Annotated in this window: 23 protein-coding genes; 11 read left to right on the top strand and 12 right to left on the bottom strand. The window is 57.6% G+C overall.

The window, feature by feature from the left end:
- Positions 1–392 precede the first annotated feature (392 nt).
- Entirely contained in the window at positions 393–1,595 is a 1,203-nt protein-coding gene (gene tyrS, locus QPL95_RS07575; protein ID WP_303290378.1) for a tyrosine--tRNA ligase, read from the bottom strand.
- A 307-nt stretch (positions 1,596–1,902) separates the two neighbouring features.
- Here tyrS and QPL95_RS07570 point away from each other — a divergent pair, with 307 nt between their 5' ends.
- Entirely contained in the window at positions 1,903–3,294 is a 1,392-nt protein-coding gene (locus QPL95_RS07570) for an OapA family protein (protein ID WP_303290377.1), read from the top strand.
- Between the two features lie 2 nt (positions 3,295–3,296).
- Positions 3,297–4,397: an anhydro-N-acetylmuramic acid kinase gene (locus tag QPL95_RS07565; RefSeq protein WP_303290376.1), complete on the top strand. Its 1,101-nt coding sequence runs from the start codon at positions 3,297–3,299 to the stop codon at positions 4,395–4,397.
- 2 nt (positions 4,398–4,399) lie between these two features.
- Here QPL95_RS07565 and erpA read toward each other — a convergent pair whose 3' ends face one another.
- From erpA to argC, 4 genes are all read right to left on the bottom strand, one after another.
- Positions 4,400–4,732, bottom strand: coding sequence for an iron-sulfur cluster insertion protein ErpA (gene erpA, locus QPL95_RS07560; RefSeq protein WP_303290400.1), 333 nt, complete (start codon positions 4,730–4,732; stop codon positions 4,400–4,402).
- Positions 4,733–4,815: 83 nt separating this feature from the next.
- Positions 4,816–5,259, bottom strand: coding sequence for a polymer-forming cytoskeletal protein (locus QPL95_RS07555; RefSeq protein ID WP_303290375.1), 444 nt, complete (start codon positions 5,257–5,259; stop codon positions 4,816–4,818).
- Between the two features lies 1 nt (position 5,260).
- Positions 5,261–6,001, bottom strand: a complete 741-nt coding sequence (locus QPL95_RS07550) for a DUF6776 family protein (protein WP_303290374.1) — start codon at positions 5,999–6,001, stop codon at positions 5,261–5,263.
- 10 nt (positions 6,002–6,011) lie between these two features.
- Entirely contained in the window at positions 6,012–7,049 is a 1,038-nt protein-coding gene (gene argC, locus QPL95_RS07545; RefSeq protein ID WP_303290373.1) for an N-acetyl-gamma-glutamyl-phosphate reductase, read from the bottom strand.
- A 144-nt stretch (positions 7,050–7,193) separates the two neighbouring features.
- Here argC and QPL95_RS07540 point away from each other — a divergent pair, with 144 nt between their 5' ends.
- From QPL95_RS07540 to hemL, 5 genes are read left to right on the top strand one after another with little or no spacing between them, the layout of a single operon-like run.
- Positions 7,194–8,969 (top strand): chloride channel protein, encoded by a 1,776-nt coding sequence (locus QPL95_RS07540; protein WP_303290372.1) that lies wholly within the window; start codon positions 7,194–7,196, stop codon positions 8,967–8,969.
- Between the two features lie 3 nt (positions 8,970–8,972).
- A complete protein-coding gene (hemJ, locus tag QPL95_RS07535; RefSeq protein ID WP_303290371.1) occupies positions 8,973–9,395 on the top strand; it encodes a protoporphyrinogen oxidase HemJ in 423 nt (140 codons plus the stop codon).
- Positions 9,396–9,436: 41 nt separating this feature from the next.
- Positions 9,437–10,198: a hydroxymethylpyrimidine/phosphomethylpyrimidine kinase gene (locus QPL95_RS07530; protein WP_303290370.1), complete on the top strand. Its 762-nt coding sequence runs from the start codon at positions 9,437–9,439 to the stop codon at positions 10,196–10,198.
- Positions 10,186–10,854: a thiamine phosphate synthase gene (gene thiE, locus QPL95_RS07525; RefSeq protein WP_303290369.1), complete on the top strand. Its 669-nt coding sequence runs from the start codon at positions 10,186–10,188 to the stop codon at positions 10,852–10,854. The genes QPL95_RS07530 and thiE overlap by 13 nt, the downstream gene beginning before the upstream one ends.
- Before the next feature lie 12 nt (positions 10,855–10,866).
- Positions 10,867–12,147 (top strand): glutamate-1-semialdehyde 2,1-aminomutase, encoded by a 1,281-nt coding sequence (hemL, locus tag QPL95_RS07520; RefSeq protein WP_303290368.1) that lies wholly within the window; start codon positions 10,867–10,869, stop codon positions 12,145–12,147.
- A 57-nt stretch (positions 12,148–12,204) separates the two neighbouring features.
- Here the strand turns inward: hemL and QPL95_RS07515 are convergent, their stop codons facing one another.
- The 4 genes from QPL95_RS07515 to QPL95_RS07500 form a co-directional block, all read right to left on the bottom strand.
- The gene (locus QPL95_RS07515) at positions 12,205–13,527 is read right to left on the bottom strand and encodes a tetratricopeptide repeat protein (RefSeq protein ID WP_303290367.1); all 1,323 of its coding nucleotides are present in this window, start codon (positions 13,525–13,527) and stop codon (positions 12,205–12,207) included.
- 84 nt (positions 13,528–13,611) lie between these two features.
- Positions 13,612–14,013: a hypothetical protein gene (locus tag QPL95_RS07510; RefSeq protein ID WP_303290366.1), complete on the bottom strand. Its 402-nt coding sequence runs from the start codon at positions 14,011–14,013 to the stop codon at positions 13,612–13,614.
- Positions 14,010–14,690: an anti-sigma factor gene (locus tag QPL95_RS07505; RefSeq protein WP_303290365.1), complete on the bottom strand. Its 681-nt coding sequence runs from the start codon at positions 14,688–14,690 to the stop codon at positions 14,010–14,012. Before QPL95_RS07505 ends, QPL95_RS07510 begins: the two co-directional genes overlap by 4 nt.
- A 10-nt stretch (positions 14,691–14,700) precedes the next feature.
- Complete coding sequence (locus tag QPL95_RS07500; RefSeq protein ID WP_303290364.1) at positions 14,701–15,237, bottom strand: RNA polymerase sigma factor; 537 nt, start codon at positions 15,235–15,237, stop codon at positions 14,701–14,703.
- 252 nt (positions 15,238–15,489) lie between these two features.
- Between QPL95_RS07500 and QPL95_RS07495 the strand changes: the two genes are divergently transcribed.
- On the top strand, positions 15,490–16,428 hold the full coding sequence (locus tag QPL95_RS07495) for a DUF4382 domain-containing protein (protein ID WP_303290363.1): 939 nt from the start codon (positions 15,490–15,492) through the stop codon (positions 16,426–16,428).
- Positions 16,429–16,476: 48 nt separating this feature from the next.
- Here QPL95_RS07495 and QPL95_RS07490 read toward each other — a convergent pair whose 3' ends face one another.
- Together QPL95_RS07490 and mrcB are read right to left on the bottom strand one after the other, a co-directional pair.
- Complete coding sequence (locus tag QPL95_RS07490) at positions 16,477–17,049, bottom strand: tetratricopeptide repeat protein (RefSeq protein WP_303290362.1); 573 nt, start codon at positions 17,047–17,049, stop codon at positions 16,477–16,479.
- Entirely contained in the window at positions 17,046–19,355 is a 2,310-nt protein-coding gene (mrcB, locus tag QPL95_RS07485) for a penicillin-binding protein 1B (protein WP_368389730.1), read from the bottom strand. Before mrcB ends, QPL95_RS07490 begins: the two co-directional genes overlap by 4 nt.
- A 120-nt stretch (positions 19,356–19,475) precedes the next feature.
- On the opposite strand from mrcB, the gene QPL95_RS07480 reads away from it, so the two are divergent.
- Genes QPL95_RS07480 through QPL95_RS07470 form a run of 3 tightly spaced genes read left to right on the top strand, consistent with a single transcriptional unit; the run spans position 19,476 to position 21,843 of the window.
- Positions 19,476–21,062, top strand: coding sequence for a bifunctional aminoglycoside phosphotransferase/ATP-binding protein (locus QPL95_RS07480; protein WP_303290360.1), 1,587 nt, complete (start codon positions 19,476–19,478; stop codon positions 21,060–21,062).
- Positions 21,063–21,106: 44 nt separating this feature from the next.
- Positions 21,107–21,475 (top strand): pentapeptide repeat-containing protein, encoded by a 369-nt coding sequence (locus tag QPL95_RS07475; protein WP_303290359.1) that lies wholly within the window; start codon positions 21,107–21,109, stop codon positions 21,473–21,475.
- A complete protein-coding gene (locus tag QPL95_RS07470) occupies positions 21,472–21,843 on the top strand; it encodes a Rieske 2Fe-2S domain-containing protein (protein ID WP_303290358.1) in 372 nt (123 codons plus the stop codon). Before QPL95_RS07475 ends, QPL95_RS07470 begins: the two co-directional genes overlap by 4 nt.
- Here QPL95_RS07470 and sfsA read toward each other — a convergent pair.
- On the bottom strand, positions 21,827–22,558 hold the full coding sequence (gene sfsA / locus QPL95_RS07465) for a DNA/RNA nuclease SfsA (RefSeq protein WP_303290357.1): 732 nt from the start codon (positions 22,556–22,558) through the stop codon (positions 21,827–21,829). The genes QPL95_RS07470 and sfsA overlap by 17 nt on opposite strands.
- Positions 22,559–22,605 lie beyond the last annotated feature (47 nt).

Here is a 22,605-nt window from a genome sequence, read left to right as displayed (position 1 = left end):
GAAATACCTCGGCCAGCGCCCACACGAATTACTTGGTCAACTTTTTAAAGAGCGTTTGAGCTGTTGCTCAATCAAGGTGGCGTATTCTACATCGTTCCGCTACCTTGTCAACCGTTTATTTTTCGCTGTTTCCGCTTCCGAAAACCGCCGAAAAACTCACCGGCTTACTGCTAATTCGAGGTGCGCATTCTACACTGAACCGCCACCTTGTCAACCGCTTTTTCGAAGAATCTTTGAAACGTTTTCTTCAAGCCTTTCAAGCAGTTATCGCTTAAGTTCTGACCCGTTTCAGCGGGCTGCCCCTCAAGCGAGATGCGCATTCTACAGACCTCAGACCTGGTGTCAACGGCCAATCTGAAAAAAGTTCAAATTGGCAACCCGGCCACCTTATATCAGTCAACAATGACCACACGGGCTATCTTCTTTTTACCCGCCTGGATCACGCAGTCGTCGCCCTTAACCAGCTTACGGTCACCGTCAAATTGCGCACCGTCCAGATACACAGCACCGCGCCCCAGAACATCCCGCGCTGCGGCGCCGTTTTTTACAAGGCCGGCAAGACGAAGAACCGCAGCCATCGGTATCTCGGACTGCCCTTCCAGAGAAACCTCCACCGTAGGCACGTTTTCCGGAATCTCACCCAAGGCCACGCGGTTGCCTGCAGACTTATGGGCACTTTGCGCAGCTTCTTCATCATGGAACCGCGCAATCAGCTCTTCTGCCAGGATCTTCTTGTAGTCCTGCGGATTGGCCCCTGCCTTAACCGCAGCACGGTAGCCTTCAATATCATCCATCGGCCTGAAACTTAGGAGCTCGAAATAGCGCCAAAGAAGCTCGTCGGGCATTGATAATAGCTTCGTGTACATTTCACCGGGTGCGTCGCTGACACCGACATAGTTGCCCAGAGACTTCGACATCTTCTGAACGCCATCCAGCCCCTCCAGAATTGGCACGGTGAGAATAGCTTGCGGCTTTTGGCCATACTGTTTCTGTAGTATACGACCCATCAACAGATTGAACTTCTGGTCGGTTCCGCCCAACTCGATATCCGCCTCGAGCGCCACGGAGTCATAACCCTGAACCAGCGGATAGAGAAACTCATGAATAGCGATGGACTGTTCTGAGCGGAATCGCTTGGTAAAATCATCCCGCTCGAGCATTCGCGCGACAGTATATTGGCCTGCCAGCTTGATCATGTCCGCCGCCGTCATTTTCCCCATCCACTCTGAATTGAATACAACTCGAGTTTTTGCGGGATCAAGAATCTTGAACACCTGCTCTTTATAGGAGACGGCATTCTCACGAACCTGCTCTTCGGTGAGTGGCGGGCGCGTAGCACTCTTGCCGGTCGGGTCACCAATCATTCCAGTGAAATCTCCTATGAGGAAAATTACCTCATGACCGAGATCCTGAAACTGGCGCAGTTTATTAATAAGCACGGTATGGCCAAGGTGAAGATCCGGTGCCGTCGGGTCAAACCCGGCCTTTACACGGAGCGGGCGCCCTTCTTTGAGCTTTTCAATAAGTTCGCCTTCCGGAATCAGCTCGTCAATTCCGCGTTTGATAATAGCCAACGCTTCATCTAATGGTGCCATGAACCCTTTGTCCCCAATTTAGACTGCAAACGGACGCAGCCAGTTACACAGTTCTACAAAAGAAATCTGCGATTTACAGGCGCCCTTGGTAAAGTGTACGCGATCAGTTTTTGACCAACCCGCGCAGATACAGGGCGGAGATTATACCAGCGGTGGCCTGTTTTGTACGACCGCCGGTAGCAGCAACGGTAATGTTGAATACTGTCCTGTTTCATTTATATGCGGTAATCTGTTGGTCTATACTTGATCAGGCGCTTTAATTAGCCGACACAAATACTTGGAATACAGATTAAAATGGGTGAGCAGAGTGCTTAAAACTTTCCCCAAATTACATATCACACTCGCCGCCGCCGCAACGGTTGTTGTCACGGCGGCTGTGCTTATGAGCCCCAGCGCAGACGTTGAAGCCAAGCGCATGTCCTACTCTGTTGATCTTGAGCAGGGAACCGTCTCAGGTGCACCGGTGAAATCACATGCGCTGAGTGAACAAGACTCCAACCAGGCGGACGGACATTCGTCCCATACAGCGGCCTCCGCCAACGAGACAACCCTCGCCGAGGCCGAGCCGGTGACACCTGCAACGCCGGAAATTGATTGGCAGGAATTCAGCATCAAGTCCGGCGACACCTTGTCATCCCTGTTCAAAAAAGCGGGCTTCAATGATGGCGTCATGCTGTCTGTCATTCATGGCGAAGGCGAAGCTAACAAGCTCCAGCGGCTTTACGCAGGCGAAGATATTCGGTTCGGCTTGAATGAACAAAGAGATCTCGTTGCAGTTCAACTACAACGCAGCCTGCTCGAATCCCTGGAGATTGAAAAGACAGAGTCCGGGTACAAGGGGCAGACTGTCATTCGGGAACCCGAGATTCGGCCTGCGTTTGCGTCGGGCGTGATCGACGGCTCACTTTATCTGGCAGCGAGAGACGCTGGCCTCGACGACAGACTTACCATGGAGCTGGCCGGCATTTTCGGCTGGGACATAGACTTCGTCTACGATGTCCGTAAAGGCGACCGGTTCGAGGTCGTTTACGAAGAACTCTATATCGACGGAGAGAAATTCAATACCGGACGCATTCTGTCGGCAAAATTTGTAAATCAGGGCAAAGATAATATTGCCCTGCTCTACACAGACTCTAACGGTGAAAGCGACTACTACTCCCCGGAAGGTCAGAGCATGAGGAAGGCATTCTTGCGGGTACCGATTAATGCGCGCGTATCCTCGCCGTTCAATCTGCAACGCAGACACCCGGTGCTCGACGTAGTCCGCCCCCATCAAGGCACTGATTATGCGGCACCCCCGGGCACGCCCATCAAAGCTGCCGGAAATGGTCGCGTGAAGTTTGCCGGCTGGAAAGGTGGTTACGGTCGTACCGTTGTGCTCCAGCATGGTGACAACATTACAACGCTGTACGCACACATGATTCGTCTTGGCAAAGGGATCAAGAATGGTACTCGCGTCAAGCAGGGTGAGACCATTGGCTACGTCGGTTCTTCAGGCATGGTTACAGGCCCCCACCTGCATTACGAGTTTCGTGTGAACGGTGTTGCCAAGAACTCTCGCACCATAAAACTGCCCGACGCTCAGCCGATCCCGAGTTCCGAAGTGGCGCGCTTCAAGCAATTCACCGGCCAAAGAATCGCTCAGTTTAACGTGTTCCGCGAGAGCAGCCAGCACCTGGCACTCGCTTCGGATAACTGAGCATGCACTACTGGCTTGGCCTGATGTCAGGCACCAGCATGGACGCCGTTGACGCCGTGCTGGTGTCCTTCGAAGCTCAAAGCCTCAGCATACACGGAACCCACTCTCTACCTTACCCGGACGACCTCCGTCATCGCCTGGTCATGGCCACGAGAAATCAGGCTGATCCTGACGAGCTTGGTGAGCTGGACACCCTGACCGGGCAACATTTTGCACGTACGGCATCAGAGCTGATTGAACGCTCCGGCATTTCCTCTAAGGATGTTCAGGGCATAGGCAGTCACGGGCAAACGTTGCGCCACCAACCCTCCGGTTCGGCTCCTTTTTCCATGCAGATTGGTTCTGCTGCCTTTATAGCCGAAGCAACCGGTGTCACAACCGTGTCTGATTTCAGAAGCAGGGATATAGCCGCTGGCGGCCAGGGCGCGCCGCTTGTACCGGCCTTTCATAAATGGTTGTTTGAATCAGAAGAGCAAGACCGCTGCATTTTGAACCTGGGAGGTATAGCCAATATTACCTGGCTGCCGGCAGGTAATCGCAAGCCGATTATCGGCTTTGATACCGGGCCGGCCAACGCCCTGCTCGATGCCTGGTGCCTGGATCAGACCGGTCGCCACTTCGATGACCACGGACACCTGGCCAGTGAGGGGGCAACCAACACTGAACTTCTGGCCAGCATGCTGTCAGACGCCTATTTCACCAAACCGGCACCGAAAAGCACCGGAAAAGAACGTTTCAACATTGATTGGATTCGCACGCACCTTCAGCGGTTTCCTGACCTCGCCCCAGAAGACGTTCAAAGAACCCTCCTGCAACTGACCGTCACAACGGTTCTGCAACAGCTGCCCCAGGAGTCTGCCGACATGACTGTCTATGCCTGTGGTGGCGGAACGTTTAACCCGTTGCTGATGAACGAGTTAAGACTGGGACTAGGCTCAGTGACATTGACCACCACCGGGGCACTGGGACTGGACCCGCAGTGGGTTGAGCCGGTTGCTTTTGCCTGGCTGGCAAAGCAGACCCTTAAAGGCCTGCCTGGAAATGTGCCGGAAGTTACCGGCGCTACCGGGAGGAGAGTTTTGGGAGCGATTTACCCAGCCTGAAGTCAGATCGAGAACGAGCTGCCACAGCCGCAGGTTGAGCTGGCATTCGGATTCTGGACCACAAACTGAGACCCTTGCAAACCTTCCTGATACTCAATAGTGGCGCCCACAAGATACTGATAGCTCATTGAATCTACCAGTAACTTGATGCCGTCTCGCTCAACGACCGTGTCGTCCTCTTCCTGATTTTCGTCAAAAGAAAATCCGTACTGAAAGCCGGAACAGCCGCCGCCGGTCACGAAAACGCGCAGCTTGAGGCCCGGATTTTCCTCTTCCTCAATTAACTCGCGCACCTTGGCAACGGCACTGTCACTGAAAAACAGCGGTGTGGCCATTTGCTGCTGAACTACACTCAAGGTTTGCCTCCGGCATTATTGGATCGTCTTGAGATTATGTTATTCCCGAGTAAAACAGTCAACTATTCGGGCTTTCCCTCATCTCCGGCATCCTCCTCACTAGCAATGTTTGCTTCGTGAGAAAGCAGGCCGCCCGTCTCTTTCTGACGAATCAGGTTACCATTCACTGAGGCCCCAACAGCCATCTCGATCAGCTGATAGTATACGCTTCCGGTGATGCTCGCTTTCTCTGCCAGCTCAAGGTGGGCAGATGAGCGCACATCCCCGTTAACGCTACCGTTAATAATGATATGAGGTGCGATCACATCGCCGGTAATCTCACCCACTTCAGACAGTCGAACCACGGCATCACTGCCTTCTTCCGCAATCACTCGCCCCTTAATTTTGCCATCTACGTGCAAGCCACCGGAAAAGCGCACATCCCCTTCAATCGTGGTGCGCGCTGAGATCAGCGTATCGAAATGGCCGGACGCACGGCGCGGCTTCTGTTTTTTCTTACCCAGCATGTCAATTCTCCGTCAATTGTTGCCAACCGAAGGTACGCTCTGCCTGCGATGCCTTCTGCCCCTCTGCCTGGGCGACTACCTGAATCTCAAGGGGTTCAAACTTATCCGGCAAACTGAGACTGCCCTCGATATCCTGAAAATAGCGAAACCTGAATTTAATGCCGAGATCCTCAATGTCCTCTGACAGATCCCGCAGAGCGATGACCTCTTTTTCACCACCTAAAGTCCCAATCACGTTGACCGCAACAAGTCCTGCAATATATCGATTGTTGTTACCGACCTGCGTCAACACCATTTTAAAGCCGTAGGTGCCATCGCTCCGAGCGGGCACAAGCGTGAAACTGTCCACCTGCAGCCCTTTACTGGTCTCTGAGGGCGCCATGATGTTGCGGTAGAACGTCAGGTCCGCCTCCAGCTCGGAAATCCGCGTTTCGAGACCTACGATGGCATTTCTTGCTTCCCGGAGTGCCTGCTCATCAATCGCCCTGCCCCGATCGAGATTCACCAGATTCTGCCGGGCTTTGCGGTATTGTTCGCGCAGCTCATCTACCTCCTGCACCAACTGGTCATTGGAGGCCTCGGCTGACGAAAAACGGAAGCCACCCTGCGCCATCCCTGCCAGGTAACCCGCCACCGCCGCCACCACCGTGAAGGTGAGCAGAATCAGGGTCCGGCGCAGGCGATAGCCTGGCCTGTGCCGGATAACAACATACTCTTCAGAGGGCTTGCGCGCTTCGCTCACACATCCCCCCTCAGGGCAGTAAGGCCGGAGCGCGCAGCCCCAGGGTTTCGTCCAGTCCGAACATGATGTTCATGTTCTGAACCGCTTGACCGGCCGCGCCTTTCACCAGGTTATCGATCACCGAGGTGATGATCACAACATTGCTCTGTTCCTGACGGTGAAGTGCCATTCGGCAATAATTGGCACCACGAACACTTCGGGTTTCCGGGTGGCTGCCAAAGGGCATAACGTCAACGAACGGCTCGTCCCGATACCGGCTCTCATAGAGAGACTGCAGACGATCAAAGTCTTCGGGATCAGACAGTTCGGCATAGAGTGTCGCCTCGATACCCCGGATCATTGGCACCAGATGGGGCACGAACGTAATACCAACACCACCCGCGGCAGCCTGGCTCAAGCCCTGACGGATCTCGGGCAAGTGGCGGTGACCGGAGGCACCATACGCCTTAAAACTTTCACCGATTTCACCGTGCAGCATACCAATACTGCCCTGCCGGCCAGCACCGCTGGCGCCGGATTTGGCATCGGCAATCAACCGGGACACGTCTACCAGACTGTTTTCAAGCAGTGGCAAGAAGCCCAGCTGGACGGCGGTCGGATAACAACCCGGGTTGGCGACCAACTGTGCCTGTCGGATTTCCGCGCGGGCCACTTCCGGCAAGCCGTAAACGGCTTTCTCTGCCCATTCAGGGCTCTCGTGTGGCATGCCGTACCATTTCGCCCAGACATCCAGATCCTTGAGACGGAAATCGGCTGAAAGATCCACCACCCGCACGCCTGAGTTCATAAGCTCAGGCACCATGCGCGCCGCTACACCGTGGGGGGTCGCAAAGAAAACCAGATCGCACTGAGCCAGTATGGCCGGATCGGGTTCTGAAAAGGCGAGGTCGAAATGCCCGCGCAAATTGGGGTACATATCGGCAACCGGCATACCGGCTTCTGAACGGGAGGTGATGCACTTCACCTCGACTTCCGGGTGAACCGCCAGAATCCTGAGCAGCTCCACACCCGTGTACCCGGTACCACCAACGATGCCTATTTTAATCACTCTGTTCTCCAACGTGTTCTGGTCAGAATTCAGCGGTAGTCTAACATGATAAACCAAGGACTTATTGCAGCCAGCAGGCCCAAGGTTACAATGTTGACCGAAACTCTATGAATGTACCGTTCGACCAACCGGAACCCGGCGCATATGCGTAACATCAGGCAACAGATTACGGAAAACCTGATCCCCGTTTTCCGGCGCAAACTCTCCGGTGTCGATGCCCTGCCCCAGTTAGCCGTACTGGGATTACTGTCCGGAATTTTGACCGGCGCCGTTATTCTCCTGTTCCGGCTTGCGATTGAATGGCCGCTAGAACACTTTTTGCCCGGCGTCGGCTCTGAAGGTTTTGAGCATCTGGACATCATTACCCGTGGCCTGCTGCCTCTTGCCGGAGCTTTGGGGCTCGGCCTTCTTATGCACCGATTGGCCATCCATGATCGCAAAGTGGGCATCGTGCATATCATGGAACGTCTGAACTACCACCAGGGCTACATTTCATTCAAAAGCGCCGTGGTGCAGTTTGTCGCAGGCGTGACGACGGTTGTCAGTGGCCAGTCGGCGGGCCGTGAAGGCCCTGCAGTGCATCTGGGCGCGGCCTTTTCCAGCTTGCTTGGCCAGTGGATGAGGCTACCCAATAACAGCATTCGAACGCTGGTTGCCTGTGGCTGCGCTGCAGCCATTTCAGCTTCGTTTAATACGCCAATCTCGGGCGTGATTTTTGCGATGGAAGTGGTGATGATGGAATACACCATTGCCGGGTTTACACCCATCATTCTCGCAGCCGTCAGCGCCGCCATAGTTACACAACTGGTTTACGGCTCCGAGCCAGCGTTCAGTGTGCCGGCACTGACGATGAACTCCATGCTGGAAATTCCCTGGATATTGGCCATAGCCGTTATCATCGGCATTGCCGCCGCGGCATTTATTCACCTGGTCGACAGCATGGGGCGCTATCACCACCGCCCTGTCCTTCTTCGTATCAGTGTTGCCGGGCTGATCATGGTACCGTTTGCGATATTCATTCCCGAAACCATGGGCATCGGCTACGACACGGTCGACCAGACCATCCATGGTGAACTGGGTTTCTGGCTGCTCATCGGTGCGGCCAGTGCCAAGCTTCTGATCACCGGCATATCCATCGGCCTGGGCATGCCCAGCGGGGTAATAGGCCCAACCGTGTTTATGGGTGCAACCCTGGGCGGCGCCATGGGTCTGGTGGGCGCGTCCATGTTTCCCGACACGGCGTCATCCGTTGGTTTTTACGCAATGCTGGGCATGGGTGCGATGATGGGCGCGGTCTTGCAGGCACCGCTGGCAGCTTTGATGGCGCTGATGGAACTGACCCGCAACCCGAATATCATTCTGCCGGGCATGTTGATTATCACTACGGCGAGCCTGGTCACCAGCGAAGCGTTCGGCAAAAAATCGCTGTTTCTGACCATCCTTAAAAGCCAGGGGCTCAGCTATCAGAACTCACCCGTCATACAGGCGCTCAGGCGAGTTTCTGTTGGCGCCATCATGGATCGCAACATTCTTCGGATAGAACGTGAACTCACGATTGAGGAGGCCCGCAAGGCACTTGCTTCGGAGCCAAAGTGGTTGCTGGTTGACGGCAGCAACGGGCCAACTTCGCTTCTGCCCGCGGTCGACCTTGCCCGGTATCTCGAAGATACCGCAAAACAGCTGACCGAAGAGGGGGTTGAGCCACCAGAGACCCTTGACCTGATGCAGATTCCGGCGAATCGGCGTGACGTGGCACCGGTCCAGTATCAGGCAACACTGGAAGAAGCGTTGAACGAATTCGAGAGCACCCAGGCCGAAGCACTATACGTACAACGCCATGTGGCCCCAATGATCCAGCGGGTTTATGGTGTCGTTCTTCAATCAGACATAGAAAGTTACTACCAATACCGACGGAGCTGACGGATGCTGTGGGTCAAGGCCTTTCATATAATTTCACTGGTATGCTGGTTCGCCGGCATTTTCTACTTACCCAGGCTCTTCGTGTACCACGCCGCGTGTGAGGACAAGCCGGGGCAGGAGCGTTTCAAGATCATGGAACGCAAGCTGTACCGTGGCATCACCACCCCGTCGATGATTGCCACGGTGATATTTGGGGTGTGGCTACTCAGCTACAATGTTTCCGGCTATTTCAGCCAGGGTTGGCTGCACGCCAAACTGGTGCTGGTGGCACTGCTGATTGTCTATCATTTCTATTGTGGTCATCTGGTGAAGGTCTTCCGTGACGACCACAATACCCGCAGCCATGTGTTCTACCGCTGGTTCAACGAACTGCCCGTATTCATTCTGCTGGCCGTGGTTATTCTTGCCGTTGTGAAACCCTTCTGAGGAGGCGAATTATTAACAGCTACACCCGTCCCCGCGTTCTGGTGCTTTCCGGTTTAGACCCTTCTGGTGGCGCCGGCATTCAGGCCGACATTCAGGCCATAACGTCGCTCGGAGGCCATCCTCTACCGGTGCTGACCTGCCTGACGGTGCAAGATACCAACAACGTCTACGGCGCTGAAGCCGTTAACGCTGAGCTGATCCGCCAGCAACTCAGGTGCCTGGCCGGGGACATCCCGGTTCACGCGATCAAGACCGGAGCCATGGGCAATGCCGCCGTCGTGGATGTGTTGATGGAGTTCCTCGAAAGCCGACCAGACGTACCACTGATTGTCGACCCGGTGATCAAAGCCGCCGGCGGAGGTGACCTTGCGGATGACGAACTGGTCCGGGCCATGAAGGAAAAGCTGTTCCCCAGAGCAGAAATGATTACCCCTAACGGCGTTGAACTGGTTCAGCTGGGAAGTAGTGACAACGAAGACCAGGCCGCCGCCAACCTCCTGAAAGCTGGCTGCCGGTCGGTACTCGCTACAGGCGGACACGGCACGGGCATTCACATCATCAATACCTTGTACAATCACTCGCCAGAACCCATGCACTGGGAAGTGGAGCGGGTCGGCCGCAACGAATTCCACGGAACCGGCTGCACACTGGCCGCGGCCATTGCGGCCGGGATGGCTTGCGGCTTGTCGGCCAGGGCGGCCATCTCCCAGGCTCAGAATTACGTACACCGGACGCTGTTGAACGCCCTCACCATTGGCCAGGGACAGCGAATTCCGGACCGGGGCATACAGTGGGAGCGTTGAAGCACAATCTCCGGGCCGGGCTATACGCCATCACCGACAACCGCCTGACCCCGCCAGATCAACTGCTGCAGGCGGTCGAGGCCGCGCTGACCGGTGGCGCGGTACTGGTGCAGTATCGGGACAAGGGCTCCACATCCGCCGAGCGGCTGCGCCAGGCCACAGACCTGACCAGTGTGTGTCGTCACGCGGGCGTACCGTTGCTCATTAACGATGACCCGGAACTGGCCCACCGGGTCGGCGCCCATGGCGTGCATCTGGGCCAGGAGGATTGGGAGCTGAAAAAAGCCAGAGGCCTGCTGGGGCCTGAGGCGATTATTGGCATCACTTGCCACCACCGCCTGGACCTGGCTCGCGCAGCAACAATCAGTGGTGCTGACTACCTGGCCTTCGGCCGCTTTTACACCTCCGACACCAAACCGGGTGCCTCCCAAGCAGAGCCGGGCGTATTGACCGAAGCAAAAGTGTTTTCACTGCCCGTTACTGCAATCGGGGGCATTACAACAGACAACGCAGAGCCGCTGATCCGCGCAGGCGCAGACCTTCTTGCGGTGGTGGGCGGCCTGTTCGGGGGAACCCCGAAAGACATTGAAGCCAGGGCCAGAACCTTTTGCCAACTGTTCGCCCTGCACCACCCGTTACTCACACATTCCAATTAACAGGAGCTAACCATGACTCACTCTGAAGAGCTGTTTGAACAGGCCCAGAAATACATCCCCGGCGGCGTTAACTCTCCGGTGCGGGCATTCCGTGGCGTGGGCGGCACCCCGGTGTTTTTTAACCATGCCGAAGGCGCCTACCTTTACGACGAAGACGGCAAGCGCTACATCGATTACATCGGCTCCTGGGGCCCGATGATCCTCGGTCATTCGGACCCGCGCATCAAAGCGGCACTGCACGCCCAGGTCGACCTTGGTGTGGGTTACGGCGCTCCCACCGCCATCGAAACCGACATGGCCAGGAAAGTGTGCGAACTGGTACCGTCCATTGAGCTGGTGCGCATGGTCAACTCCGGCACCGAAGCCACCATGAGCGCCATTCGACTGGCCCGCGGCTACACCGGCCGCGACAAGATCGTGAAGTTTGAAGGCTGCTACCACGGCCACGTGGACTCGCTGCTGGTGAAAGCCGGCTCCGGCGCCCTGACCCTGGGCGTGCCCAACTCCCCGGGCATCCCGGCCAGTCTGGCCGAGCACACCATTACCCTCACCTACAACGACATCGACAGCGTGCGGGAGACCTTCAAAGACATCGGCGACCAGATCGCCGCGATCATTGTCGAGCCGGTGGCCGGCAACATGAACTGTATCCCGCCGGTTCCCGGCTTCCTGGAAGGTTTGCGGGAAGTGTGTGACGAGCACGGCACCGTACTGATTTTCGACGAAGTGATGACCGGTTTCCGGGTCTCCCTCGGCGGAGCCCAGGGTTACTACGGCATCACCCCGGACCTGACCGCACTGGGCAAGGTAATCGGTGGCGGCCTGCCAGTCGGCGCCTTCGGCGGCAAGCGGGAAATCATGGAGCACATCTCTCCGCTGGGCCCGGTTTACCAGGCAGGCACCCTCAGTGGTAACCCGCTGGCCATGACCGCCGGCCTGACCACCCTGAACGCCATTTCCGAGCCCGGCTTCCACGACAAACTGATCGAGAAGACCAACAAGGTGCGGGACGGCTTCAAAGCTGCAGCAGACGAAGCAGGCATTCAGCTGACCGTGCAGTCCGCCGGCGCCATGTTCGGTTTCTTCTTTACCAAGGAAGACTACGTTACCCGCTTTGACCAGGTCATGGAGTGTGACGTAGAGCGCTTCAAGAAGTTCTTCCAGGGCATGCTGGCCGAAGGTGTGTACCTGGCACCGTCTGCGTTCGAGGCAGGTTTTGTGTGTGCCGCGTTGTCTGAAGAAGACATCGAGTTCACCATCGCCGCTGCGCGCAAGGTGATGGCTACCCTGTAACGGGTAAGCAATCAGTCCCGGCCCGGGTCATCATCGGGCCGGGGCAACCTGTTGCTTTCAGAATACCCCTTCCAGCGAGACCGTCAGCGTATGCCGGTCGTAGTCATACCGGTCAATTCCACTGTCCTGGTTGCGATACAGCCACTGGTTGCGCACCAGCCACTGCCGGTTCAGCCAGTATTCCGCCATCAGCCCCAACTCCAGACGGGTGTCCTTCCGCCTGCGCTCCACCAACACATCCTGTTCCAGCCACTGGTGTGGTGAGTCATAGCGGCTGTGCCGCAGCGCGCTCTCTGCGCCTACCAGCAAATCCGGGTGTAACGGGTATATCGCCTCGATGCCGATTTCATGGTGGCGTGGCGAGACATTCACCACATAGCCTTCCTGGCTGAAATTGTCCCGGTTGTTGGACTCCCAGCGGTAGAAACCCTCAAGCAACCAGCCTGCAAGGGTCCGGTCCGCCCGGGCTTCAAACAGATACCACTGGCCAGCGTAGGCGCTATATCCGGGGCCGCCGTTTACCTGCTCTGCCGCCAGCTCAAAGGAACAACCGTGCAACAGGGCCGCCCCAGCACAGGCATCGGTACGGGCCAGTAACGCCAGCCCGGCCCGGGTTTCCAGTTCGTCGCTGTCGAGCCAGGCCCGGGAGCCGCCCGCCCGTATTCCCAGTTCCCAGACATCGACCACCTGCAAAGCGGTTATCCGAGCCTGCAGTACCGAGGTGTCATAGTCGCTGTCGTGGTGATAGTCCTGGCCATAGAACACGCCATCCCAAACCAGTCGCCAACGCTCCGTCGCCTGGTAGCCAAGGCTGCCAGCCGCCACCAGCTCGGCAAAGGCGCTGCCGCGATTACTGGGTGAATCCTCGGGCACCCCGGCCATGTTGCTGTCGTAGCCCAGACCCGCAGAGATATAGCCCTGTCGGGCCAACATGGACTGCTGCCGGGAAGCGTTGTTCTGAACTGACAGGTCCACAAGCTGGCGCTCCGCAAGCTGCCGCACTTTATCCGGTGCGTCATCGGCTGCCGCCTGGCCAAACCAGTCGTGGGCCTGTCCGGGCTGGCCCTCAGCCAGCGCCACCAATCCGAGGTTATATTGGGCCAGGGCCTGGCTGTCGCCATTCAGTAACGTCGAAAAATGATTACGGGCCGCGGCATAGTCGCCGGTTTTGTAGCAGACCACGCCCAGGTTGTAGCGGAGTGCGGGCGTGTCGGCACCCAGCGCCAGCGAGCGCTCAAAGTGCTCCCGGGCCAGCGGGTAATTGCCTTCGCGGAATTGTTCGATACCGGCGGTCATCGCGTGTCCGGCAGAGGTATCGTCACTGGCACAGGCAGCACCGGACAGTGCCAGCAGGCTCAGAACAAGCAGGAATCTGAACAACAGGAAACCCCGAGGCTAATGATTAGCAGATAAGCCCGGGCAAGGCCGGGCTGTCAGGGTTTCGAGGTTACCATAAGTGAGAAATTACGGACGTGACGATTGTGGCGGCATATCTGGCTTGCGCTCACGGGCATCCAGAGCCGGCTGTGGCAGCCGGTCAATTGCCGGTTCCGGCTTTTTTTCCCGAGCTTCCCTGGCCCGTTCAGATACTGACTGGCCAAAGTCACGGCCACGCTCGCGGGCATCTTTTGACACTTCACGCCCCGGAGCATCCGGACGAGCCTGTCCCTGGTCGCTTGCCTTGCGCTGCAACACCGGCAACTCCGGCAGGCGGATTTCGCGGGTAACCGAGTTGGTCAGGTCTTCGCTGTCTTCCACCATACGCATGGTGACATCCAGGTCATTCGCCGCCGCCAGGGGCGCCACAACCAGCAAACTGGTGGTCAGCAGCCAACCGCCAAACGTTATGTTTTTACGAATGCTCATGTTGCCGGCTCCTCCTGCTCATTGGGCACACTGTTGCCGGGATGCTGGGGTACAACCGCCCGGAACACCTTCTGTCGGCCGTTGGCATCCAGTTCTGCAATCAGCTCACCGGCACCGGGAAACAGGATTTTCAGGGGCAGGGCCAGCACGTTATCGCCCTGTTCAAGGCTGACCTGCCAGCTAACCCGGTGCTGGCCCGGCAATCCGGACAGTTCCACATGGGGCGGCAACGCCAGGGTAAGCGTGACATCATCCAGGGGTTCACCAGCCGTGAAGGCCAGCCGTACCGTTCTGTCTACAGGCTCCGGCATCGGGCCATCACTCAGCTCCGCCGGTGCCGGCTCACTGGCCAGTTGCGGCTCAGGGTCCGGCATTCCACGCCCCAGCATCAGCCCGAGCACCAGGGCGGCAGCTACCGCACCACCCCAGGCCAGGTGAACCTTGCGGCCCTGACCGGAACCGGATGCCGCAGCCAACACCCGGCTTTCGAAATCCGCCGAAGCGGCCGGTACCGCATAGCGACTGGTCAGCTCGTCCTTCAGGACCGCTTCGATCTCTGCCTGCCGGGCACAGGACTGGCAGTGTTCCAGGTGCGCGCGCACCTGCTGCGCCTCCCCGGAAGCCAGCTGATTCCTGACCAAGTCAGACAATTGTGATCGAATTTGCGAACAGGACATAGTCATCACCTCACAGTTCCTGACGCCCGGAACCGGGTTCCGGTTCCATGCATTCCTGAAGAAAGTTTCGCAGGTTGGCCCGGCACCGGTGCAAGCGGGATTTTACCGTTCCCACCGGCACACCCAGCACCTCGGCAACATCTTCCTGGCGCCAGCCATCCACATCGTGCAGCAGCAACAGCGTGCGCTGGTCCGGAGAAAGCTGAGCCAGCGCCTTGTCCAGCATCGGGCCCAGACGGGTCTGATTGAGCTCAAGCTCCGGCGACTGACTGTCTGACTCAAGAGTATCCAGCCACTCCGATTGACTATCGGCCGCCATCAGGTCGCTGACCGGCCGGTCAGCCTGGCGGTTTTTCTTGCGCACAGAATCGATGAACTGGCGGTACAACACCCGGTTCAGCCACGGGCGCAACTGCTCCACCGATTCCAGTTCATCCAGCTTCGGGTAAAGCTTGACCACAACATCCTGTACCAGATCCTCAGCATCCTGATGGCTACCCGTTAGCCGATAGGCAAAGGCATGCATCACCTTTAAGTGCGGTTGCACAAGGCGCTGGAAGCGTTTTTGAGCAGAGGGTCGAAATGGAAGGATGGCCAAGAACAAACTGCCTGATCGTGGGTTTCAGAAGCGGGCAGTCTATATCAGGCTCCCCCGCCGTGCACCTGCCAAACATTATGGCCAAAACATGTGCAAATGTTAATCAGAATCAGGGAACCCACTGCCTTTGCCCGGCGTGAAATGCGTACTGGCGATCTCAGCGCCGGACTGAAATCGGAAAGGATATTCTCTGGAGGATTTATGAAGCGTTCAACAAAAGTATTCGCAATCTCCGCCCTCGCAGGTGCTCTCGCGGCCTGCGGCGGTGACAGCGGCGGAAGCCTGTCAGGACAAACCGGAACGCTGTCTGTAGGGCTGACCGACGCGCCAGCCATGGATTTAAGCAGTGTGAATATTACTTTCAACGCCATTCGACTCAAACCTGCCGACGGCGAATGGCTGGAATACAACCTTGAAGAAACCGGCACAATTGACCTTCTGACACTCCAGGGCGGGGTCACCGAGCCACTGATCAGCAACGAAGAAGTACCGGCGGGTGAGTACAACGAAATCCGTCTGATCATCGATACCGAAAACTCCTGGGTAACCAAAGAGTCAGAAGGCGATGCCCGCTTCACCCTGGCGGTGCCCTCCGGTGAGCAAAGCGGCCTGAAGCTGAAAGGCGACTTTGTGGTCGCAGCAGACAGCAGCACCAGCTTCACCATCGACTTTGACGCCCGCAAGTCCATCGTCGATCCCAAGGGCAATGCCCTGGCAAATTTCATGCTCAAGCCGGTGCTGCGACTGGTGAACAATCTGGAGGTTGGCCAGCTGGAAGGCGTGGTCGACTACGCCCAGATCAACTCAGCCCGGCTGGACGATACCGAGGCAGCGGACTGCAGCCCGGATTATTCGGGTGCTGTGTACGTGTTTGAAGGAGCGGGAGCTGAACCGGTCGACCTGAATGTCAATCGTGACGGCATTAACCCGTTGATGGTGGTTCCGGTCACGGCCCAGGAAACGGGCACGCTCTATGAGTGGACAGCCGCATTCCTCACCGAAGGCCAGTACACCGTCAGTTACAGCTGCCAGCTGGACGACAATGAAACGGATGAGACCATTGAATTCGAAGGCACCCAGTTTGTTGAAGTGGTCTCCGGCGAAACAACCGTGGCTGACCCCATCCCTCTGCAACCCTGATCAGATTGCACGATCACGCAGAGGCCAGGGATGGCCTCTGCACATTCGTCAAAGTGCCCGGGCACGATCCTCCGCCTGATCAGCCCCAGCCACATTGCCCCGCGCCCTGCGGATATCCGCCAGTAACAACCATCCAGACCGCTGCATGCGGTAATCGTTACCAGCCAGCGACAGGCCCTTAAGAGTGAACTGTTCGGCTGCGCCCAGGTTATCACCCGCGACATAGGCTTCGGCCAGTTTGAAATATACCTCGGCTGAACGAGGCGCAATGCGCTGTGCCCGCTCCAGGCGGCTGATTGCGCCTGCCGAATCGCCTTCCCTGAGGCGCTGATCGGCATCGCGGATCAGCGCCACTGCGGCCGCGGGTAATTCATCCCCCGCTTCCCGGTAATTGGGTGAGCGGGCGGGTTTCTCCGGCTCACTCACCGCAGGCTGCTCACTCTTGCGCCATACCTGCGGCTCCGAGTCCGGCTCGGACGTTTTGGGCGGCTCCGGAGCCTTCGGCTGTTCACCTCCGCCCATAGGCACATAGATAGAACCGCCGCCCGGGCCTGCGGCACAACCGGCCAGGCTCAGCACTATCGCAAAGCTGACGGCTTGGGCTAGTGTTACTCTTTTCATCTGAACAATCCTTCAAACCAACTGCGTATCTGTCGGCCAAAATCGCCTTCGCACCCGGTGTGTATTTTAGGTTCACTGCCGGTAATAAATGGCATCAGCCTGGCGTTCTGACACTGCTCACCGGTCAGCGCCTGAGCCTCTGCGTCCACCCAGTGATACTGCACGCCATCCGGCATAACCGGCGAAAAACCGTGCTGGGGAATCTGCGCCATCATCGCAGACCACACCGGCAAGGCGCCAGAGGCACCGGTGAGCGCCGTCGGCCCGTTATCGTCCCGACCAACCCAGGCCACTGCGAGCAGGTCACCACTAAACCCGGCGAACCAGGAATCCCGGCCATCATCGGTGGTACCGGTTTTGCCGGCAAGCGACAGGCGCTCCGGCAGCGTGTAGTAGGCAGAACGGCCCGTGCCCTCTTGCATCGTTTCCTGCATGGCGTACTGAACCAGATGCACCGCCGCCGGGTCTGCAACCTGATCTACTTTCAGACTGTAGCGGGACAAAGGTTCATTGTTCGCATCAGTCACCTCACGAATGGTTCGCAGCGGCGTGTTAAAGCCGGACGTCGCCAGCCCCTGGTAGAGCTGGGCCACATCAACCGGCGCCAGAGACACCGACCCCAGCAGCATGGACGGATAATCGGAAATCGGCCCGGTTGCCCCGAAAGCTCTCAATCGGCTCTGAACCCTCGAAATACCAACGTCCAGACCAATCCGGACCGCCGGCAGGTTGTAAGACTTCGACAGTGCCAGATGCAGAGGCACCTCGCCCCGCTCTTCCTGGTCAAAGTTCTTGGGCTGCCACAACCGGCCATCATCAAATTCCAGCGTGAAGGCCTGATCTTTCACCGGCGTTATCAAGGTGTACTTTTCCGGCTGCTCCAGCGCGGCCAGATAGATGAAAGGTTTGATCAGAGAGCCCATCGGCCGGCGCGCATCCACGGCACGGTTGAAGCCCGCAAAGTCCGTGTCTTTGCCACCGACCAGGGCGAGCACTTCGCCCGTGTCTTTGGCGGTAACCACCAACGCCGCTTCCAGCATGTCGGCACCCGGCAACCTGGGCAAGGTTTTACTGACCGCCGTTTCAGAGGCATGTTGAACGGCCGGGTTCAGGGTTGTGAAAATCCGCAGACCTTCGCTTTGCAAATCCTCCTGCTGGTAATCCCGAGCCAGATGCCGCCGAACAAGATCAATGTAGGCCGGGTAACGATTATCCGTGAACGATGGCTTGGCGCTAACGCCCAACGGCTTGCTCCTTGCCACCCTGAGTTCCTGGTCAGCCAGCAGGCCGGCTTCGGCCATCTCATCCAGCACCAGATTCCGCCGAGCCATGGCTCTGTCTGGGTGACGCCTCGGATTGTAGTAGCTGGGGCCTTTTACCATACCGATCAGCAAGGCTAGCTGGTGCGTATCCAGATCCTTCAATGGTTCTCCGAAGAAAAACTGACTGGCCAGGCCAAACCCGTGAATACTGCGAGTGCCCGCCTGGCCCAGATACACTTCATTCATGTAGGTTTCGAGAATGTCGTCTTTTTCGTAATGCCACTCCAGCAATACCGACATCAAGGCCTCGTTACCTTTACGTATCAAGGTCTGATCCCTGGTCAGGAACAGGTTTTTAACCAGTTGCTGGGTCAAGGTGCTGCCACCCTGAACGATTCCGCCCGCCTTGATGTTGGCCACCATAGCCCGGGCAATGGACAGCGGCGCAAGGCCGAAATGGTCATAGAAATCGCGATCTTCCACCGCCATCAGCCCCTTGGGCAGCAACTCGGGCACTTCATCAAGTCGAATCAGGACCCGATCTTCCCGGTGAGCCGGATAAATACCACCGATTTGAGCTGGCTCCAGCCGGACGATCGAAGATTCAGGCCCCGATAACACCGAAAACGACTGCACCTTGTCGCCGCTGACCACCAGTGAGAGCCTGCGCCGGGGCTCTTCACCATCCGGGAACACAAAGCCACGGGTGCTGATCACAAACCGGCCACCCGAACGACGATAACTGCCGACCTTCACGCCGTCACCGGAACGATAGCCCGCTAATGCAAGCTCCCTTGCCAGGCCAGCCGCGCTGACACTGGCGCCGTCATACAGTTCCAGCGGTCGCGCATACACGCGGGATGGCACTTCAAAGCGCCGACCTTCAAAACGCGATGTCACGACGGCATCGAGGTACACCATCCAGCCTGCCAGAACCACCAGGCCCAGCAGAGCAACACGGAACAAAAAGCGCCACAGGCCCGAACGACGGCTCCTGGACTGTGGCTTTTGGGATTTTTTACGGGGAGTAGATGATTTGCTCATCGCCGGATTATAACGAAGCCGAGCAGGCGACCGGCAGGTCTGTTGTGTGTTATTTCTGTAATCTGCCCGCTATGATAGGCCAAACAAAATCAACGAGTTCAGGGAACCCAGGAGCACAACGTGAGCGACAACGCGCCGGATACACTGGTTAAAGCACTGCAGAACCCGGAATTGTACGATCATCCGGTGAAGGATTTCCGGGTTATCGAAACCCATATTTCCCAGGTACTGCTGACTGGCGACTACGCCTACAAGATCAAGAAGCCCATGGATTTCGGGTTTCTGAACTTCTCCACCCTGGAACGCAGAAAGCAGTTCTGTGAAGAAGAACTCAGACTCAACAGCCGCCTCGCATCCGAGCTGTACCTGGACGTGTTGCCGATCACCGGAAGCCCCGAACAACCGCGCATCGGCGGCGAGGGTGAGCCCTTTGAATACGCCATCCGCATGCGCCAGTTCGACCAGGATCAACTGTTCGACAAGCGCCAGGAACGGGGCGACCTGACGCCCGAACTGCTCAGCAGCGTCGCCCGCCAGGCGGCCCAGTTCCATGACAGCCTGCCGCCGGTTGCAGACGACAAACCACTGGGCACCCCCGAGGCGGTTTATGCCGCCATGCAGGAGAACTTTGATCAGATCCGTCCGCTACTGGATGACAAAGCCCTGCTTGACCAGCTGGACGCCCTCGAAGCCTGGACCCGCACCACTTTCGAGCGCCACCGGGACCTGATTGCCAACCGTCGCGCTGATGGCCTGGTACGGGAGTGCCATGGAGACCTGCACCTGGCCAACATCACCGTGTTCCACGATCAGGTGACCGTGTTTGACTGCATCGAATTCAACGAGCCGTTCCGTTTCATTGATGTCATCAATGACCTGGCCTTTCTGCTGATGGATCTTGAATCCCGAAAAGAATCCGTCATGGCCAATCTGGTGCTTAACACCTATCTGGAGCACCGGGGTGATTTTGAAGGTCTGGCGCTGTTGCCGCTCTACAAAGCCTACCGGGCGATGGTACGCGCCAAAATTGCACTGTTCACCATGGGCAATCCGAGCCTCAGCGAAAGTGAGCGCGAAGAACTGATGCAGCGCTACAGAGATTACGCTCAGTTGGCGGAAGATTACGGCTTGATCCCCAATCCCTACCTGCTGGCCACCACCGGGCTTTCTGCCTCTGGGAAGACCTGCGTCAGCGCCGCGATGGCAGGCGAACTGGACCTTATCCGCCTGCGCTCCGATGTCGAACGTAAACGATTGCATGGCCTGGGACCTCTGGATGACAGTAAATCCGGCCTGGGCACAGACCTTTACAGCCCGGAAGCCACCGAAAAAACCTATCAGCACCTGGCGCAACTGGCTGAAAAGCTTCTGTCTTCAGGATTGTCCGTCATCATCGATGCCGCCAGTCTGAAGCAAGCCGAGCGCTCTCAGTTTGCCGAGGTCGCCGAAAACCAGGCCGTCCCCTTCGCACTGCTCCACACCGAAGCGCCGGAAGACCTTCGACGGGCGTGGGTGCGCAATCGCCAGGGCGACGCATCGGAAGCCACCGAGGAGCTTCTGGACGCTCAGCAGCACTGGTTTGAACCGCTGACCACGGAAGAAAAGACCCACACCATTCACCTGCATACCGATCAGGAACATGTAGCGGAAGCGGTGGCGGACCGGATTCGCCAGCATTTTGGCGTCAGCCCCCGCCAAAGCAGCTAGACTCTCGGGTATAAATCTATTGTTTGGCCGTTGCGAGGTATCAGATGGACGACCACCAGGAACAAGACGTAAAGCACATTGAGCACCCGTTGTATGACCTGCTCCGTGACGAGAAGATTGAAATCTTTAACGCAGAAAAGGCAAAGCTGGCGGAAGTGCCCAGCTTTGCCCACGGCGATTTCAGGGGCCTGGATTTGAGGGGCATGGATGCCCAGGGGCTGGACTTCCGCCACGGCTATTTCCGGGGTGCCGACCTTCGCGGCATCGATTTCTCGAAATCCAGAATGGAAGGTGCCAGCGTTGGCGGAGCCAAGATATCCGGATGCTATTTTCCGCACCGGCTGGTCGCGGATGAAATCGTCATGTCGCTGAACCACGGCACGCGGATGCGCTACACCTTGTTGCCGAAATGACCTACGGACCAAAGCCCTGGCAAACCGTCTGCCCGGCACATGAGCTTGTGCCGGGCAGGTTTGTGGAGTTTCGCCTGAAAGAAAAAGCCAATGACCCCGAGGGCATGCCGCTGACCGGGTTTGTGTTTCTGGACAGAGGCCAGCCAAAGGCCTACCTGAATATCTGCCCGCACCTGGGCATTGAACTGAACTGGATGCCGGGCCGATTTATGGACGCCGACAACTTGTTCATCCAGTGCTCTACGCATGGCGCTCTGTTCAAGCCGGGCACCGGCGAATGCATTGCCGGGCCCTGCCAGGGTGACGCACTGACGATGCTCGAGGTGCGTCAGTCTGACGACACGATTGAAGTCAGGGTTCCAGATTGACCGGCACCGGCTCCGTCAGTTCAAGCTGGCCACTCGGATTGCCATCATCCCCGACCAGTGCCGCCCGGTAGGCAACCACCTCTACCCCGGCTTCAACGGCCTGCCTGAGTAACTGGCCGTACCGGGCGTCAATGTGATCGGCCGGGCGCACTTCTTCTATGCCGGTGTGGTTCACCGCAAAAAACAGAACCGCGCGGTCACCCTTGACCACTTGCGCGATCAACTCCCGCAAATGCTTTTGCCCCCGCTCCGTCACCGCGTCCGGAAAATAGCCCTGGCCACCTTCCGCGAGCGTGACGTTCTTTACCTCAACCCAGGTGTCCGGCTGCGCCGCATGCCCCGACAACAGCAGATCAATACGGCTTTTTTCCTCGCCATAACGGACCTCGCCCCGAATCGTGCTGTAACCTGCAAGCTCCTGCACCACACCCGCTTCAATCGCGGCCCGGGCCTGAGCATTCGGGCGGGCCGTGTTAACGCAGGCTATGGTGCCGGGGCTGGTCTCAACAAGCTCCCAGGTGTACTTGAGCTTGCGCTTGGGATTATCGCTCTGGCTTAACCAGACCCGGGCGTTTTCCGGCTGACAGCCGAGCATGGACCCGGTGTTCGGACAGTGCGCAGTCACCTCCTCGCCACCGGCCAGGCGAACGTCGGCCAGGAAGCGTTTGTAGCGCCGAATCAGACGGCCTTCTAGCAATGGATCAGCAAACTTCATATGCTCTCCGCAATAAGTCGGTGTCACAAGGCTGGCACGCCTGTGAC

It is taken from the genome of Marinobacter sp. SS5-14b (assembly GCF_030541005.1).
Lineage (GTDB): Bacteria > Pseudomonadota > Gammaproteobacteria > Pseudomonadales > Oleiphilaceae > Marinobacter.
This window is presented reverse-complemented; position numbering and strand designations above follow the sequence as displayed.